17 protein-coding genes are annotated in these 15,694 nt (G+C 45.7%); 9 read left to right on the top strand and 8 right to left on the bottom strand.

What is annotated here, in order from left to right; all coding sequences use genetic code 11:
• The first annotated feature begins 31 nt into the window (after window positions 1-31).
• Both fliD and fliS read left to right on the top strand, forming a co-directional pair.
• Entirely contained in the window at window positions 32-1,648 is a 1,617-nt protein-coding gene (gene fliD / locus G3M70_14720; GenBank protein QPJ63059.1) for a flagellar filament capping protein FliD, read from the top strand.
• 15 nt (window positions 1,649-1,663) lie between these two features.
• Window positions 1,664-2,176 (top strand): flagellar export chaperone FliS, encoded by a 513-nt coding sequence (fliS, locus tag G3M70_14715; protein ID QPJ63058.1) that lies wholly within the window; start codon window positions 1,664-1,666, stop codon window positions 2,174-2,176.
• A 40-nt stretch (window positions 2,177-2,216) separates the two neighbouring features.
• Here fliS and G3M70_14710 read toward each other — a convergent pair whose 3' ends face one another.
• On the bottom strand, window positions 2,217-2,585 hold the full coding sequence (locus tag G3M70_14710; GenBank protein QPJ63057.1) for a hypothetical protein: 369 nt from the start codon (window positions 2,583-2,585) through the stop codon (window positions 2,217-2,219).
• Between the two features lie 13 nt (window positions 2,586-2,598).
• Between G3M70_14710 and G3M70_14705 the strand changes: the two genes are divergently transcribed.
• On the top strand, window positions 2,599-2,814 hold the full coding sequence (locus tag G3M70_14705; protein QPJ63056.1) for a hypothetical protein: 216 nt from the start codon (window positions 2,599-2,601) through the stop codon (window positions 2,812-2,814).
• Between the two features lie 45 nt (window positions 2,815-2,859).
• On the opposite strand, the gene hspQ is transcribed toward G3M70_14705, so the two are convergent.
• Window positions 2,860-3,117 carry a heat shock protein HspQ gene (gene hspQ / locus G3M70_14700; GenBank protein QPJ63055.1) on the bottom strand — a complete coding sequence of 86 codons (258 nt, stop codon included), beginning with the start codon at window positions 3,115-3,117 and terminating at the stop codon, window positions 2,860-2,862.
• A 346-nt stretch (window positions 3,118-3,463) separates the two neighbouring features.
• Window positions 3,464-4,396 carry a pentapeptide repeat-containing protein gene (locus tag G3M70_14695; protein ID QPJ63054.1) on the bottom strand — a complete coding sequence of 311 codons (933 nt, stop codon included), beginning with the start codon at window positions 4,394-4,396 and terminating at the stop codon, window positions 3,464-3,466.
• A gap of 298 nt (window positions 4,397-4,694) precedes the next feature.
• Here G3M70_14695 and G3M70_14690 point away from each other — a divergent pair, with 298 nt between their 5' ends.
• The 4 genes from G3M70_14690 to G3M70_14675 all read left to right on the top strand — a co-directional run bounded on the left by G3M70_14690 (window position 4,695) and on the right by G3M70_14675 (window position 7,285).
• The gene (locus G3M70_14690) at window positions 4,695-5,363 is read left to right on the top strand and encodes a porin family protein (protein ID QPJ63053.1); all 669 of its coding nucleotides are present in this window, start codon (window positions 4,695-4,697) and stop codon (window positions 5,361-5,363) included.
• Between the two features lie 18 nt (window positions 5,364-5,381).
• Complete coding sequence (locus tag G3M70_14685) at window positions 5,382-5,594, top strand: hypothetical protein (protein QPJ63830.1); 213 nt, start codon at window positions 5,382-5,384, stop codon at window positions 5,592-5,594.
• Window positions 5,595-5,713: 119 nt separating this feature from the next.
• Window positions 5,714-6,298 carry a LemA family protein gene (locus G3M70_14680; GenBank protein QPJ63052.1) on the top strand — a complete coding sequence of 195 codons (585 nt, stop codon included), beginning with the start codon at window positions 5,714-5,716 and terminating at the stop codon, window positions 6,296-6,298.
• 9 nt (window positions 6,299-6,307) lie between these two features.
• Complete coding sequence (locus G3M70_14675; GenBank protein QPJ63051.1) at window positions 6,308-7,285, top strand: hypothetical protein; 978 nt, start codon at window positions 6,308-6,310, stop codon at window positions 7,283-7,285.
• 12 nt (window positions 7,286-7,297) lie between these two features.
• On the opposite strand, the gene lgt is transcribed toward G3M70_14675, so the two are convergent.
• The 5 genes from lgt to G3M70_14650 are packed head-to-tail and all read right to left on the bottom strand — an operon-like array spanning window position 7,298 to window position 13,129.
• On the bottom strand, window positions 7,298-8,074 hold the full coding sequence (gene lgt / locus G3M70_14670) for a prolipoprotein diacylglyceryl transferase (protein ID QPJ63050.1): 777 nt from the start codon (window positions 8,072-8,074) through the stop codon (window positions 7,298-7,300).
• A gap of 49 nt (window positions 8,075-8,123) precedes the next feature.
• Window positions 8,124-8,642, bottom strand: coding sequence for a signal peptidase II (gene lspA / locus G3M70_14665; protein ID QPJ63829.1), 519 nt, complete (start codon window positions 8,640-8,642; stop codon window positions 8,124-8,126).
• A gap of 4 nt (window positions 8,643-8,646) precedes the next feature.
• Window positions 8,647-11,448 (bottom strand): isoleucine--tRNA ligase, encoded by a 2,802-nt coding sequence (gene ileS, locus G3M70_14660; protein ID QPJ63049.1) that lies wholly within the window; start codon window positions 11,446-11,448, stop codon window positions 8,647-8,649.
• A gap of 33 nt (window positions 11,449-11,481) precedes the next feature.
• Complete coding sequence (gene trpS / locus G3M70_14655; GenBank protein ID QPJ63048.1) at window positions 11,482-12,468, bottom strand: tryptophan--tRNA ligase; 987 nt, start codon at window positions 12,466-12,468, stop codon at window positions 11,482-11,484.
• 13 nt (window positions 12,469-12,481) lie between these two features.
• Complete coding sequence (locus G3M70_14650) at window positions 12,482-13,129, bottom strand: site-2 protease family protein (GenBank protein QPJ63047.1); 648 nt, start codon at window positions 13,127-13,129, stop codon at window positions 12,482-12,484.
• A gap of 511 nt (window positions 13,130-13,640) precedes the next feature.
• Between G3M70_14650 and G3M70_14645 the strand changes: the two genes are divergently transcribed.
• Complete coding sequence (locus G3M70_14645) at window positions 13,641-14,636, top strand: hypothetical protein (GenBank protein ID QPJ63046.1); 996 nt, start codon at window positions 13,641-13,643, stop codon at window positions 14,634-14,636.
• Window positions 14,633-15,610, top strand: a complete 978-nt coding sequence (locus G3M70_14640; GenBank protein ID QPJ63045.1) for a MinD/ParA family protein — start codon at window positions 14,633-14,635, stop codon at window positions 15,608-15,610. The genes G3M70_14645 and G3M70_14640 overlap by 4 nt, the downstream gene beginning before the upstream one ends.
• Window positions 15,611-15,694 lie beyond the last annotated feature (84 nt).

The following is a 15,694-nucleotide window of genomic DNA, read 5'->3' as shown; positions in this document are numbered from 1 at the left end:
CTGAACCACACCAACGTTTTCGAGCCCCCCAATGGCAGAACTCACATCCGTCTTCGGCATTAATTCAGGCTTTGACACTGCAAAAGTCGTCGAATCCCTCATCGCCCTGCAAAGTCGCCCGATTGACATCAATCTGGCAAAACGCGACGCTGAAGTTGAAAAACTGGAAACTTTCCAGGATTTGAAAGCACGGCTTGGAAGTTTCAAAACCGTACTCAATACCCTCAATAAAGAGAGTCGCTTCATCTCAACCCAGGGAAGCTTCTCTGGAACAGGAACCACAACCACCGATATAGTGGACATCACCACCACTTCGACCGCGACCTCCGGGACATTCACTTTATCCGTCTCACAACTGGCACGTGAAGCCAAGCTGACCTCTGAGGGCTTTGCCTCTCTGGAGGCGACCATACCGTCTGGCACCCTGGAGCTGATCGTGGGAGGCAATACCACCCTAATCGATATCAATTCCACGAACAACACGGTGGACGGGCTTCGACTGGCGATCAATAATTCCGGGGCTGAAGTTTCAGCTAATTTTGTTAATGATGGAAGCGCCAACCCGATTCGTCTCGTTATTTCCGGAAACCAAACCGGTGCGGAAAATACCGTGAGTGCCCGCATTTTCACCAATGGGCTCGGTGTCGGAGAGCAAACCCAGTTATCTTTTACCGAGACCCAGACACCGCTTGATGCCCTCATGACCCTTGATGGAATCAGTATTTCCAAATCCAGTAACACCGTTACAGATATCATCAATGGAGCGATTCTCAAGCTCAAGGGAACTGGCGACGGAAATATTCAACTATCTACGGATTTGGGAGCAATAAGCGACAAGGTCACGGATTTTGTCACTGAATACAATGACCTGACCGAGTATATCCAGGAACTTCTCAGCTTCAATCCAGAAACACTGGAGTCTGGAGCATTCCTTGGCAATTTTGCTATCCAAAACCTGCAGAACATATTACGTGGAACTGTATCAGGTGAGGTCAGTGGAACCCAGGGCCCTTTCAGCTTTCTTTCGCAAGTTGGAATCACCACCCAGTCGGATGGGAAAATAGTGCTCGAGAATTCCAAATTAAACGATGCTTTGCAGTCCGACCTGGGAAACGTGGCCGATCTTTTTTCAAGCCGGGCGACAGTTGACAATGTCAACACAACCTTCATCGGGTTTACCGAAACCACTCAGGCCGGGACATTTGAAATCCGGGTTCAGGGAGGAGTCCCTCAAATCCGCCGTCAGGGAGAAACCGCCTTTGTCGATGCCACTGGAAGTGGCAACTTCTTTGCCGGACCTGAGGGGCATTCTTCAGAAGGTTTGAATTTTCGACTCGCCAACCTGACTGATGGAAATTACGGGACCATCAACCTGACCATTGGGGTAGCGGAATCCCTGAATCGGCAGATCTCATTCCTGACCGACTCCAGTCAGAATGGACCGGTCACCAGCGAGATCAATACCATAACAGAAACCATCGACAACCTGGACGACACCCTGCTCCAACTGGATGCCAGAATTGCCGAATTCGAAAAAAATATTAAGGAACGATTTGCCAATCTTGAGATCATTCTGGGCCGTTTGAACACACAAAGCCAGTCTTTTTCAAGTTCAATCGCCAGCATTCAAAACCTTGGCAAGAAATAAAGGGATTTTAAACTGATGGGCCCATCAAATTTTCACAAGGAATATCAGAAAAATGCGGTCGCAACATCCAATCAGGGAAAGCTTATTCTGATGATGTATGACGGGGCGATCAAGTTCACCCGCATGGCCCTGGACAGCATGGATCGAAATGACTTGGCAGGAAAAGGAAACAACATCCGCAAGACTCAGGATATCATCAACGAATTGTCTCTGGCGCTCAATATGGACAAGGGAGGCGAGATATCGGTAAAACTGGAAAGCTTGTATCGATACACGATCAATCAGTTAACCCTGGCCAATGTGAAGGCGGATCGTGACGCCCTGCAAACGGTTCTCAAAATTCTGGTACCCCTGCGGGAAGCCTGGAATCAGATTTTCACTTCGCCCCCCGAGAAGGAAACCTCCGGCCCTCCAGAGACTTCGCCAAATGCAACTGCCCCCCCCTCCTCAATAATGCCTTCTTCCAATTCCAATGGGGCAGAAACACCACCACCCCCCAGAAAAACATCCTTTACATTCCGGGCTTGACTGATACCACTAAAAAATTCTCCGGTGGGTATTAATTTTATCAGTTTGTTTTTCGTTTGACTGGTTTCCTTTTATCCAAGGTCTTCTTTTTTTTCATACTCCGGATGGTTTTGGGTTTCAACTCCGTAACCCCCAGTGGTTTTTTGTAGTAGGATTGTGAAACTTCATTTCCTTTCATGAGGCGGGTGATTTTTCTGGCCCTCTCTGAATGGATGGAGACCATGGAAGGATTTCCGCAGTAGGCACACACCATATGGCTGCGTGCCCGTCTCCAAATGGAATAAATCAATCCGGGAATCAGAAAAAACAACCACAATATAATCTCAACCCAACCGGTACCTCGCCTGGCTTCAACAGGAAGTGCGGTAGATCCGCAATCGGCGCAGATTTGATCGTGTTTATCATTCATAGAGGAACCCCAAATGCCTAAAGAATCCAACTTCAAAATCAGCGGTCGAATTAAAAACAATCAAACCGGCTACGATGAAGACTTTAAACTATTCGTGAAAGGTCTCGATAAAAATCATGCTGTGATGATTGCCAAAGACTACTTGAGACGGAATGCGCCAGTCCAGGAAGACGGCAAATTACCAGGAAATATTATAATAGAAAATATTCAGGAAAAATTTTCGTCTTGAAATTTTGTTTTGTGGAGGGCCGCTTGAAAGCTGTTTAACGATGCTTTAATTACCTATGACCGGATCAAGTTCCAGGTTCTGCTCCGCAACATAACGGGTCCCACCGCCCCCGTGGACCTGCACATGGTACCAGGGCTTGTCCTTGGGAGGACGAGACGTGGCAACCTTCTGGTACCATTCTTCTGTGCTGCGGAAATCGGGGTCAACTCCGAGGATCACTCCATGATAATCGAACAACTTGTGACAAATAAGCTGCCCTATACAAAATCGGGGTTTTGAATATTTTTTTTGTGATTCGCTCATAAAGTTTTCAAAAGTTAAGTTTTCGTTTTTTCTAATATAACCAAAAAATAATTTTAAAAAAGAGTTAGTTTTTTGAAAGGATTCATTTCCTTTGAAATCAACAAGATAATTTTTTAAAGCGATAGCGGGACCAACCAGAACCGGCAATCTATTCTTCAAATAGCAGCTTTAAAAAAGAGAACTTTTCATAAGTGCTTTTTAATTGGAGCAAGCAAGGATGCCCCACTCCGACAGGCTCAGTGTGACACATTCTAACGACTGCATTTCCTTTAAAGCTAAGACCTTCGACAGTCCAGGGCTAAGTTTTGTAATTCGCCTTTACGACCGGTTATATGAAAAGCTCTCTTTATAATCCGGGAGGTAACTGGGTTGTTTCATCCCGGACAGCTTTTTCAATTTGAGCAGACTCCAGATTATCCACATAACGCAGGTCTGTGTCCCTCAAGTCTGCATCCTCCAGTTTTGATTTCTTAAAGTTTGTGTCGCTCAGGATCGCTTTTTTCAGAACGGCCTTTTTCAGGTTGGCTCCGGTTAAATTGGCTTCCAGCATATTTGCGCGAGTGAGATTTACCCCTTCCAGGTTCGCCTGTTTTAACTTAGTCTCGGTTAACTTAGCTCCCGAAAGATCAACTCCAGTGAGGTTGGCTCCTCCAAGGTTGGCTTTACTCAAGTCGGAAGACTTCAGGTTAACATTGGTCAAATCCTGTTCTGCCAGATTAGCCTGCACGAGATAAGCTTCCTGCAGGTTGGAGTTTTTAAGATTTGCCCCCACCAGATTGGAACCGTTCAGGTATGCAGCGCGCAAGTTGGCTTCTTCAAAATCACACCCTCTTAAATCTGAAATATCAAAATTTACGTCCACTAATGTGGCACCGACAAAATCGCAATCCCGGATTCGAGCCTCATTCATACTGGCTTCCGTCAAATTGGCCTCTCGAAAACTGACTTTGCACGCACTGGACCAGCTGAACAATGCCCCCTTGGCAAAAGCACCTGTCAATTTTGCGCCGTCCAGCAAAGCTGAGTTGAATACTGTTTTCTCAAGATTGGCCCCTGTGAGGTCGGCATTGGACAAATTGGCACGGATCAGGTCTGCCCCCTCCAGATCGGCCCCTTTGAGATTGGCTCCCCTGAGATCGGCTTCCGTGAGACGCGCTTTAACCAGATTGGCTCCGCTCAGGTCAGCACCGGAAAGGTCGACACCGAACAACTCGGTTCCGCTCAAATCATGTTTGGATGCTATCAGTTTTTCTCTATCAGGCAGGACATCTCCCTCCATCGCCTTTCACCCTCCAATTCCTCGACAATATATTTAATTCTCCCTGTCTTACCAGACCCGGGACCAAACCGCAAGCAGGAGTCCTTTATCAAAACCCTAAATAAATAAATGTTCCGCTTCCACCTAAAGACTATAAAAATTCTCCATTGTGTGAAGCATCCGTATTCCGGGTGCAAATGGGTACATTCTCAGCAAAATGACTGATTTTACAAGGCAAAATGGTCTTTACATTTTTATCAATTTATAGTAATTTTAATGTGATTCCTTAAAATTAGAATAAATTGGGAAAAGTTCTTTTATGACCCATTTTGCCCGTCCAATCACGGCCATTCTGTTCATTTTAATACTGGCATGCCCGGCTCTCGCTGATCAGAAAACCGGCATTTATGTCTCGTTGTCTCCTGCCATCACCTCCCCTGCCGCAGAACCCACAACGCTTGATGAAGTCGAAATCGATTCTACAACTATTCTCGATCCAATCATTAATGGACAGGATGCCAAGTTCAAAATGAAGTTTGGATTGGGGATCAATGGAGAAGTTGGTTACAAATGGCGCACCAATATTCGAACCGGATTGGAAGTGGGTTACCGGGCCTCGGATATAGATCAGGTCAAAAGTACCGCTGGCAGTGGTCTCGTTGATGGACAACTGGAAACATCCACCGTCTTTTTAAACATTGCCTACGATTTTGACAACGAAGAAGGTCCAGCCCCCTATATTTTTGGCGGACTGGGTGCTGCATACAATGAACTGGATTTAAGAAGTGTCAATTCTCGATCCGTCCGGCAGGTCGCAGACGATCTCACTTTTGCCTTTCAAGTTGGCGCGGGTTTCTATAAACCCCTAAATGAATTCATAGATGCCGGACTGGGCTACCGGTTTGTTTTTGTTAATGACACTAATTTCGGGAATATTTCCACAGAATTTGGTGTTCACCATATTGAACTCACCTTTCGCCTCTTCTGATCAAATCCCATGGACTTAATCGACAAACTGGAAGCAGTTCAACGTACTCTCCGCTTCAGCGATACTATCCGCCAATGGGTGGAATCCGAACACCAGGTCTACTTTGACGATTTCGATAATTACAATGTAGAAGATTACGAAGATGGCTATGGCGACCTCGCAGATCAGATCATTCAAAAAGGTATAAAGGAGAACGTCCTCGACGAAGAAGACCTGCAGGATTTTTCTTAGCACCCCCCACTTCCTTTAGCCATCCGGCAAAAAGCACACTGGCATTTTTTTATTTTTTACCGCACACTTATTAGACATAATAAATCCAATTTAGAAACTCCAAGGGAGATTATTTCCTCATGTCCACCGCTACAATAATTGTACTGGGAGTATTCCTGTTTGGTCTTTTGGGCGTTGTCGGTTATTTCATCATGATCTACAACGGCCTGATCTCGCTCAAGGAAAACATCAAAAAATCCTGGGCCAATATCGACGTCATTCTCAAACAACGTTATGACGAGTTGCCAAAACTGATCTCAGTCTGCGAAAGTTTTGCCCAGTTTGAAAAAGGGGTCATCGATCGCATCACAAAAGCTCGCGAAAACTATGGTCGGGCAAAAACGGTTGGACAAAAATCGAAGGCCAGCGGAGAAGTCAGCGGAGCTCTCATGGGTCTTTTTGCAGTGGCAGAAAACTACCCCGAGCTCAAAACAAACGAGAATTTCATGCAGTTACAGAACCGGATTTCCCACCTAGAAGAAAGTCTGGCTGATCGACGCGAATTCTACAATGACAGCGTCAACAATTACAATATTCGTATCAAGCAGATCCCGGATGTATTCATCGCCAATATGCTCCGCTATCAGGATGAGGAGTTATTTGAGGTATCTGAGCAGGAACGCCAGGACGTGGATATCAACATCAAGCTTCCTAAATTTGATTGATCCCGTTTTATGCAAATTGACCTGAACAGCACATTCGGTGGAGCTATGGGATGGGGGGCTGGAATTTACTGGTTCTTCCAGGGTTTCCGTGACCTCAAAGCCCGCCGCGTAATGGAAAACATACCAACCAGTAAAATCATGACTGGCGCGGTGGGCTCGGATGTTGAAATAAAAGGGAAGGTTGTTTGCGAAGCAGAAAAACTGGTCACCGCCCCAATCAGCAAATCTCCCTGCGCTTTTTATTCAATCGAAATTCAAGAACTCCGCAGGCGAAAAAACAGTACCTACTGGCACACCGTTGATCAGTATTATTCTGATGAAGGCTTCTATGTAGACGACGACAGTGGAGCCACCGCACTGGTATTTGTAGACAAAGCAAAAATAACCCGTAAGGGAGGAAACAATTCATACCGCATTAAATCGAACAATTTCCCTCAGATGCCGGCTACGTTAACGGATTCTCTGGCTTTCTATAAAAAACAGCTCAGGCATTTCAAACTGAAAGAAACCTCCTGGCTATTCTCTAAAGAATACAAATTTATTGAATGGTGTTTTTTCGCTGGAGAAACAGTCTACGTATTAGGCTATGCCGAATCCGGCTTAAAACTGCTGCCTAAACAAAAAAAGAAACTCAGTGCAAATGATTACAACAAAGTAACGAAAGCCATCCAAAGCGATCCCAAAATGATTTCCCGTTTTGATACCAATAAGGATGGAAAGCTTGATTTCGAGGAGTTGCAACAGGGAGCAAAAGTAGTGGCTGATAAAATACTTGAAAAATACAGTCGGAAAAAGCTGGAGGATCTTCTCCCCAAAACCAAAATGGTTTTTAGACACAAAAAAGGACACCATTTTCATATCAGCAATATGAAAGAAGAAGATCTGACAAAAAAGATTGCACAATTGTCCGCCCTGAAAATCTGGGGCGGCCCTGCCCTCACCATCGCCTGCACATTATTTCTATTGTTTCAGTGGGAAATTTTATAACTTAAGCGTAAATCAGGAATGGAGAATGAGCTCCTTGCGGGTTTTCAATCTCATCATCATATAAATAGATAAACACAGAACAAAGATCCCAATAAACTGTGACGTTGACAGTACGCCTCCAAATACGGACCCGCGATTGTCATTCCGGAAAAATTCGATTATGAACCGTCCGATAGAATATAGAATTCCATACATCCAGAATATCTGACCATGAAATGATTTTTTCTTTCGCATCCAGATCAAAATTCCAAATATTAAAAGACCATTGAGGGAGAGATATATCTGGGTAGGATGCAGGGCTATATTTTGAGGAGCCAGTGAATTTTCATTGGTGAAGGTAATCCCCCAGGGCAAATCCGTGGGAGCCCCATAACAACAACCCGCAAAAAGACAACCCCAACGCCCCACTCCCTGCCCAATGGCAAGACTGGGCGCGATTAAATCAGCAACCTGCCAGGTCGGCAGATTTTTTTTGCGGATAAAATACCAACCGGTAGCAACTGCCGCAATGAGGCCTCCGTAATAAACCAATCCTCCCTGCCAGAACATGAAGGCTTTAAGAGGATGTTCCAGATACTGTTCATACTCGATCACTACATAAAGAAATCGGGCTCCCAGAATGGCAGACACCAGAATAAAAAAGCATAGATCCAGGATGACCTGAGGATCGAGTCCTTCCCGCTTGCCCTGCTGGGCTGCCAGCATAATCCCGATTAAGAAACCGGATGCCACCATTAACCCATAGGTGTGAACAGTCAGAAAACCAAATTCGGCAAGGATGGGATGCATTGGCTTGAAGGACCTATCAGATATTTGTTGAGGGCAACTTAAATACTGGCTATTCTGGTTGAGACTTAGCTTTTGCCTGTAGTTTTTTGGCAGCCTGATCCTTTTTGAAAAGATCAATAAACATCAGGCCCACCCCTATGGTAATACAGGAATCGGCTATATTGAAAGCTGGGAAATGCATGCCTTCAATATAAAAATCCAGAAAATCCACCACTTCGTGATACATAATGCGATCGATCAGGTTCCCAATAGCACCGCTGAACAAAAGAATCAGGCCAGTGAGCGTGACCTTATGATCTCTGGGTGTTTGAAAATAGAAAACCAGAATTGCCAGAATCGCGATGATAGAGAAAATGATGAATAATGGAATTTTTGCATTTGAAGTATTTGATGCAAAAATCCCAAAGGCCACACCTGGATTCCGAATGTGGGTAAATGAAAAAAAACCTTCGATTATCGGCAGGGAATGATTTTCAGGAATATAGCCCTGAACCCACCGTTTGGAAAACTGATCGAGGATGATCAGCACGTTGGATAAAAGAAATAAACTAAGAAACTTGTTTGACAAAACTTCAGGCCTCAGCCGATTCAAGGTGAGCAACACAACGCTGGCAAACACTTGAACCTTCACCGTCGTTTCCGGATGCAACAAAAAAGTTCCAGCAGCGGTCACACTTGACTCCCGGTGCCGGGGACACAGCAATCATTAAACCTTCAATATTTTCAGCGGTCACCACATCCTCAACACCCTCGAGGGAACTGGCAAACTCGACTGCCGAAACAATGAAAATGAACTGAAGCTCTTCTTCAGCTCCTTCAAACAATGCCCGCAGCTCTTCCGGAAGTTTAAGAGTCACTTTTGCATCCAGAGAATGCCCGATGATTTTTTCCTGCCGCTTGAGTTCCAAAGCCTTGCTCACCTCACTCCTGAGCTGAGTGATCGTTTCCCATTTCTTCACAAGTTCCTCAGGAAGGGACGTTTCAGGATTTTCAGGAAATCGGCTTAAGTGCACACTTTCGCTGTCCCTGTTTTTTTCGGACATAAAGGACCACACCTCGTCCGCCGTAAAACTCAATATCGGCGCCATGAGTTGTGTCATGCCCTTCAACAGAATATTGAGAGCCGTTTGTCCGGAACGTCGTCCTTTTGATTGACGCGGATAGGTATAAAGCCTGTCCTTGATTATATCGAGATAAAAGGAGCTCATATCCACTACACAGAAATTGTAAAAGGTGTGAAAAAAAACGTGGAATTCGAAATTCTCGAAGGCCTTGCGAATTTTTTTATTTATAACCTGAAACCGGTGCAGGATATAACGATCTATCTCTTCCATCTCCTTTAGTGGAATAGCGTCCTGATCGGGATTAAAGTCATGCAGGTTTCCCAGAAGAAAACGGTACGTGTTACGGATTTTGCGGTAGGCTTCGGTCAACCGCTTTAAAATTTCATTGGAAACGCGGATGTCTTCCCGATAATTTTCCGATGCTACCCAGAGCCGTAAAATTTCCGCTCCATATTGGTCGATAATTTTTTGTGGGGCGATGACATTACCCTGGGACTTTGCCATTTTCTTGCCCTTGCCATCCACCACGTAGCCATGTGTCAACACCGTTCTATACGGTGCACGATCACGCGTCCCCACAGATTCCAGTAGAGAACTGTGAAACCAGCCACGGTGCTGGTCGCTGCCTTCAAGGTACAAATCTGCAGGCCACGATTCATTTTCATTCGCCTCAAGCACGGCGGCATGGCTAACACCGGAGTCAAACCAGACATCGAGGATGTCCTGTTCTTTTTTGAACTCTGTGCCTTTGCATGAAGCGCAAGAAGTACCCTTGGGCAATATTTCGTCCACCTCTTTTTCAAACCAGAAGTCTGCGCCACCTTCAGCTGTCAGGTTGACCACATGATCAAAGACTTCTTTTGAGATCAAAGGCTCTTCGCATCCTTTACAGGTGAATATTGCGATGGGAACCCCCCACGCCCGCTGGCGGGAAACACACCAGTCTGGTCGGTTTTCCACCATACTGTAGATCCGATCCCGTCCCCAGGGTGGCACCCATTGGGTCTTGTCGATTTCTGCGAGGGACTTTTCCCTCAACCCATAGCTATCCATCGAAATAAACCATTGAGAGGTCGCACGAAATATAATCGGCTTGTGACAACGCCAGCAATGCGGGTAGGAATGTTTGATCTCACCATCACGAATCAGGAATCCATCTTCTTTTAACTTCTGTGTGATCTCCGGATTGGCTTTAGTGACGAACATTCCACCAAAAAAAGGCAGGTCATCTTTGAACACTCCGGCATCGTTGACAGGGTTGTACGTTTCCAGTCCATACTTCATTCCGACAACATAGTCTTCCTGCCCGTGACCCGGGGCCGTGTGCACACAACCCGTGCCCTGCTCAATCGTAACGTGATCTCCCAAAATTACGGGGGAGTTCCTGTCCGCAAAAGGATGTCGTGTGATCACTCCCTCAAGATCCTTGCCTTTGCATTTACCCAGGACCTGATGGTCAGCAACTTCCCATTCCTTAGCTAATTGGTCCAGGAGCCCTTCCGCTATGATTAACACCTCGTCATTCATTTTTACCGCGATGTAATCAAATTCAGGATGCAGGCACAGCGCAAGATTGGCCGGAAGCGTCCACGGAGTGGTCGTCCAGATTGCAAAATGCAGATTGTCCTGACCTACGCCCGGAATACGATCGTTCCACTCTTCTGTTACAGGAAACTTAACGTAGATGGAAGGTGACTTGTGGTCCTGATATTCAACCTCTGCTTCGGCAAGAGCAGTCTGACAATTGGTGCACCAGTGCACCGGTTTGAGTCCCTTGTACACCATGCCTGACAATGCGAACCGGGTGAACTCCTCAACAATAGTGGCTTCATAACCGAAATTCATCGTGAGGTAAGGGTTCTCCCAGTCGGCAAATACTCCGAGGCGTTTGAATTCATCACGTTGGATATCAACAAACTTGTCTGCGTATTCGCGGCACAGTTTGCGAACCTCAACTTTATCTTTCACCTGCTTTTTGGCTTTCAGTTCCTTGGTGACCTGATGCTCAATCGGTAGACCGTGACAATCCCAGCCGGGAATAAATCCAGCGTCAAACCCTTCCAATCCCTTGATACGAACGATGAAGTCTTTCAGGATTTTATTGAGAGCATGCCCCATATGGATATGCCCGTTGGCATAAGGGGGACCATCATGAAAAACGTACTTCTTTCGCCCTTTAGCCTGCTCGCGGATTTTTCTGTATAGGCCTTCTTTTTCCCAACGCTCAAGAATTTCCGGTTCCCGTTTGACCAGATTGGCCTTCATCGGAAAGTCGGTTACCGGGAGGTTGAGAGTATCTTTGTAATCCATAGGTTCAAGTTGCTAAATTTTAGTAATAGAAAATTACAAGCCCATTGCAGCTTGTGCTTCTTTCATCGTTTCACGGGCCACCTGTCCTGCCTTTTTGGCACCCTCTTCCAGAATCTCTTCCACTTCTTTTGGCTTTGCCGCAATTTCCCGGCGGCGCTCCATGTGAGGTCCCATCCCTTTCATCATGGATTCATACAACATCTTCTTACAATCCATGCACCCAATTCCAGCTGACCTGCAGTCCGAGTCAATCTGCTGTTGCATCTCTTTATCAGAGTACAGCTTGTGAAGTGGAAACAGGTTGCAGACATCGGGGTCCCCCGGATCATTGCGCCGTTGCCGCGCCGGGTCCGTCAACATCGACATGACCTTTTTCTTGACACCCGCTTCGTCATCAGAGAGGAAAATAGCGTTGTTGTAGCTTTTGCTCATTTTCCTTCCATCAATTCCATTGAGCTTGGGTGTTTCTGAAATTTTAGCTTGGGGTTCAGGGAACACATCCTTTTTATAGATGTTGTTGAACCTGCGAACGATTTCCCGAGAAATTTCCAAGTGCGGTTCCTGGTCAACCCCTACAGGCACAAAATTCGCCTTGTAAAGAATGATGTCTGCCGTTTGCAAAACTGGATAACCAAGGAAACCATAGGAACTCATGTCGACATTTTTAACTTCGTCCTGTTTTTCCTTATATGTTGGATTCCTTTCAAGCCAAGGTACCGGGACGATCATGGAAAGGATCAAGTGAAGCTCCGCATGTTCCGGTATCTTTGATTGAACGAACATCGTGGTTTTTTCCGGATCAAGTCCGGCAGCCATCCAGTCCACTGCAACGTTATACGTGAACTCCTTTATTTTTGACGGGTCCTCGTAAAGAGTGCTCAGGGAATGCCAGTCTGCGATGAAGAAAAAACATTCAAAATCATCCTGCAGGGAAATCCAGTTTTTCAGGGCACCAAAGTAATTACCGAGATGCAGCAGGCCCGAGGGCTGCATTCCACTTAAAATTCTTTTTTTCGCCATGGGGTCTTATAACTCAAAGTCTTGATAAAAAGGCAGGAAAAGCTTCCTGGGTCAAAAACTGTACCACAAACATGACCGGCTTTAAAAGAATCCCGCCAAAAATGCCAATTTTTAAAAAACCATCCGCAATAAATATTCCGATAAGGAGAATAGCAAAATACTTATCCACATTGGCCAACCGGTCAGCCCAGGTTGAAGGCAATAACCCTTTCAGGATACTGGAACCATCCAAAGGGAAAAACGGTAACAGATTGAACAAGGCCAGGATCACATTAATCAGGACGACTACGCAAAAAAAGTCGAAAAGACCCACGTAATTCTCAACATCCTTAAACACCATCCGCAACAAAAACCCACCCACCAGGGCTATCATCAAATTAGCTGCAGGTCCTGCCAAGGCAACAAACATCATATGTTTGCGCGGATCGCTAAAATTCCGGGGGTCTACCGGGACTGGTTTGGCCCACCCAAAGTGGAAAAAAATTATGAACAGTGTCCCGATAGGATCCAGGTGACGGAGCGGATTAAAAGATAATCGCCCTCTCCTTTTCGCAGTATCATCCCCTAACAAATAGGCAACGTACCCATGAGAATACTCATGGAGCGTTAGCGAAATGAGGGCAATGGGCGCGAGATATATAAAAAATTCGGTCTGTGTCAAATACAACCTCGGTCTTACTAAAGAAACCTTTGCATAATACCAAAATCAGGGTTTTATTGATTTGAAAGCGGTTCTTTCAAAAAAAAGTCACCGCGAGCTCCTGAAAAGAGCGTGGCCAAGGTATTTCACCTAAGCTTCCGTGGCCCAAAGGGATAGATCCAGAGGGTTTTTCAGTTACCTCCGGGCGTTGCCCGGTTGGGTTGCTTCGTCGCACAGCTCCTCGCAATGGAGAACACTTTGTTTGAAAATTTCCCACGGTATGCAAAGTTCTTCTTCTCTCCTTTAATAAAGGGAAATTTTAAAATCCAACAGGGAAGGAACTGATTTCAACTAAATCGCGGATTAAAAATCAATCCATGCGGTATGGACCCATTCTATCTTATTTAGCCACACCTCCAAAAATTTTCCTGGCTATTTAGCAAAAACACCAATAATTGTAAAAATACCGCGTAATGTGTTACTATATTTCGCCAGTACTATAATAAATTCAATAACTTCTGAGCAATTGAGTATGGATCAGGTTTTTTCAATTGGACACCAGGTTTGGGCTTTTCTTCAATCCCTGGTGAATCCGGAGCAATATTCTGAATGGATTCAACAAGGTTGGCCTATTGCAGTAGGCGTAATAATCCTCATTGCTTTTGTTTATTTATTGAAGGGCCGCCGCCGTAACGTAGAGCGCCGACAGCAATTGGAAGCTCTGGAAGAAGCTCTCCTCGATGATGATATTGAAGAAAAATCACTGGAACTTCCCGATCTTCCAAATGAAACCAGTCTTTATGAAGAATATCCTGATGGTGAAGATTTTTCCGAAAAGGCAGAGGACGATCCTGTTCCTGAGCCACTAGCTCGGACTCTGGCACGAGACCCCGAATTTGGCGGACAAATTGTGATTGCTGCAAACAGCAGTCGCAGACCACCTACAGAACCAGGGCCCGATACGCCCCAGCCGGACAACTCATCTTTGGACCAAGACGATTCGACGGCGGATATTGAAGAGGAGTTCGCCCAGTTTGCCGAGGAACTAAAAGAAAAGGCAAAAGAAGTTCAGCGCCGGCATCAGATTGAAGCTGAGATGATGGAAAATGAGCTTTTTGAGGAAGATCTGGAAGAGCAGGTATCTACAGGACCAATCGTCCTTTCTGCAGTTGACATGTTGCCGGAGGAAGATGAATCTGATAGCAGTTGGAATCAGGAACTTGATGACTTACTTGAAGAACCCCAAATCTCCAGGGTAAGTGACGGGGACTTATTCGAGCGCGAACCTCTGGAGGTTAAAGAGCGCAATGAAAGATTGATCGAGACTCTTGAAGAATTCCAAAGGGATTTTGAGCATAAATTACAGTCTCGAACTTTGTCCCAACTTGCACAGAAAAATTTTGAACTGGTAGAATCATTAAGCGACTCTGAGCAGACCCGGGAATACCAAGCAATGAAAAGAACACAACTTGATTCCCTTTCAGCCCTGGAGTCCATAGTATTCGGGACGGAGAAGAAAAAGCGATGAGCTCCAATCTCAGAATTGTAGCTGTAGGCAGTGGCAAGGGCGGTGTTGGCAAAAGTCTGCTTTGTACCAACATGGCAATCGCCATGGCACTTAGCGGGATGAAGGTTGTTCTGGTTGATACCGATTACGGAGCATCCAACCTCCATGCGCTTTTGGGAATCAGCAACCCCAAACTTGGTCTTAAAGACCTTTTTCAACAGAAAGACCTGGATCCGGAAGACTTCCTGCTCAATACCGGCATTGACAATCTGAAGTTTATGAGCGGCTCAGGAGATCTTCCGGGTAGCGCCAACCTCAATGAAGAACAACTGTCACGTGTACACTCTCTCATCCGGGCACTGGATGCTGACATGGCATTTCTTGACCTTGCCCCCGGGAACGCCTCCGCCAATATGGATCTGTTCAATCTGGCGGATGATCAGGTTGTCGTGTGCACCCCAGAAATGACTTCCGCCATGAATACCCTGAGTTTTATCAAAACCGGGCTGTTCAGAAAAATCAGCGAAGCGTTCAGTGATGACCGCGAAATCCATGATGTTACTGACTATTCCCGCCACCTGGGTTCAGACGAGGAAATATTTGAGATCAACAGGCTCCGGATGAAAGTTCTGGACAAGGACAAAGAGGCCCTGGCGAAACTCAATACCATTATCCGTAATTATCGTCCTTACCTGATTCTCAACCGCGTCCGGAAAAAGAAAGATCTTTTAATGGGCGACAATGTAGTTCAATTGTCCAGAAAATACCTCGAAGTAGAAACCCGTTTCTCTGGATACCTCGTGGAAAGTGACCGGGTCCACGACTCTGTCGATGAAATGATCCCGTTTCTGATTAAAGACCCACAAAGCCCTCCCTCCCAGAATATACAAAAGATTGTAGGTGCCCTGACCCAGATGGACATTCACCTTGCAAAAAAAGACGATGCTATTTACGTTTCGAAACAAATCAAACTAACGGCTGGATGGGGATCCTGACCCCCTATCCACGGATTCGCTATCACATTTTAACCGAATACCTGTTTGGGGTTGATTTCGTATTCCACAATTGGACAATAAGAT

Source organism: Candidatus Nitronauta litoralis, from assembly GCA_015698285.1.
In the GTDB taxonomy this organism is placed as follows: domain Bacteria; phylum Nitrospinota; class Nitrospinia; order Nitrospinales; family Nitrospinaceae; genus Nitronauta; species Nitronauta litoralis.
Note: the sequence above shows the minus strand (reverse complement) of the source record. Positions and strands in the feature narration are given on the sequence as shown.

Bases quoted from the DNA above. Each gene is read 5' to 3' on its own strand.
- G3M70_14695 (QPJ63054.1), bottom strand. From the start codon at position 4,396: ATGGAGGGAGATGTCCTGCCTGATAGAGAAAAACTGATAGCATCCAAA.
- hspQ (QPJ63055.1), bottom strand. From the start codon at position 3,117: ATGAGCGAATCACAAAAAAAATATTCAAAACCCCGATTTTGTATAGGG.
- G3M70_14710 (QPJ63057.1), bottom strand. From the start codon at position 2,585: ATGAATGATAAACACGATCAAATCTGCGCCGATTGCGGATCTACCGCA.
- G3M70_14680 (QPJ63052.1), top strand. From the start codon at position 5,714: ATGTCCACCGCTACAATAATTGTACTGGGAGTATTCCTGTTTGGTCTT.
- trpS (QPJ63048.1), bottom strand. From the start codon at position 12,468: ATGGCGAAAAAAAGAATTTTAAGTGGAATGCAGCCCTCGGGCCTGCTG.
- lgt (QPJ63050.1), bottom strand. From the start codon at position 8,074: ATGCATCCCATCCTTGCCGAATTTGGTTTTCTGACTGTTCACACCTAT.
- fliD (QPJ63059.1), top strand. From the start codon at position 32: ATGGCAGAACTCACATCCGTCTTCGGCATTAATTCAGGCTTTGACACT.
- G3M70_14645 (QPJ63046.1), top strand. From the start codon at position 13,641: ATGGATCAGGTTTTTTCAATTGGACACCAGGTTTGGGCTTTTCTTCAA.
- G3M70_14640 (QPJ63045.1), top strand. From the start codon at position 14,633: ATGAGCTCCAATCTCAGAATTGTAGCTGTAGGCAGTGGCAAGGGCGGT.
- G3M70_14690 (QPJ63053.1), top strand. From the start codon at position 4,695: ATGACCCATTTTGCCCGTCCAATCACGGCCATTCTGTTCATTTTAATA.
- G3M70_14675 (QPJ63051.1), top strand. From the start codon at position 6,308: ATGCAAATTGACCTGAACAGCACATTCGGTGGAGCTATGGGATGGGGG.
- ileS (QPJ63049.1), bottom strand. From the start codon at position 11,448: ATGGATTACAAAGATACTCTCAACCTCCCGGTAACCGACTTTCCGATG.
- G3M70_14705 (QPJ63056.1), top strand. From the start codon at position 2,599: ATGCCTAAAGAATCCAACTTCAAAATCAGCGGTCGAATTAAAAACAAT.
- fliS (QPJ63058.1), top strand. From the start codon at position 1,664: ATGGGCCCATCAAATTTTCACAAGGAATATCAGAAAAATGCGGTCGCA.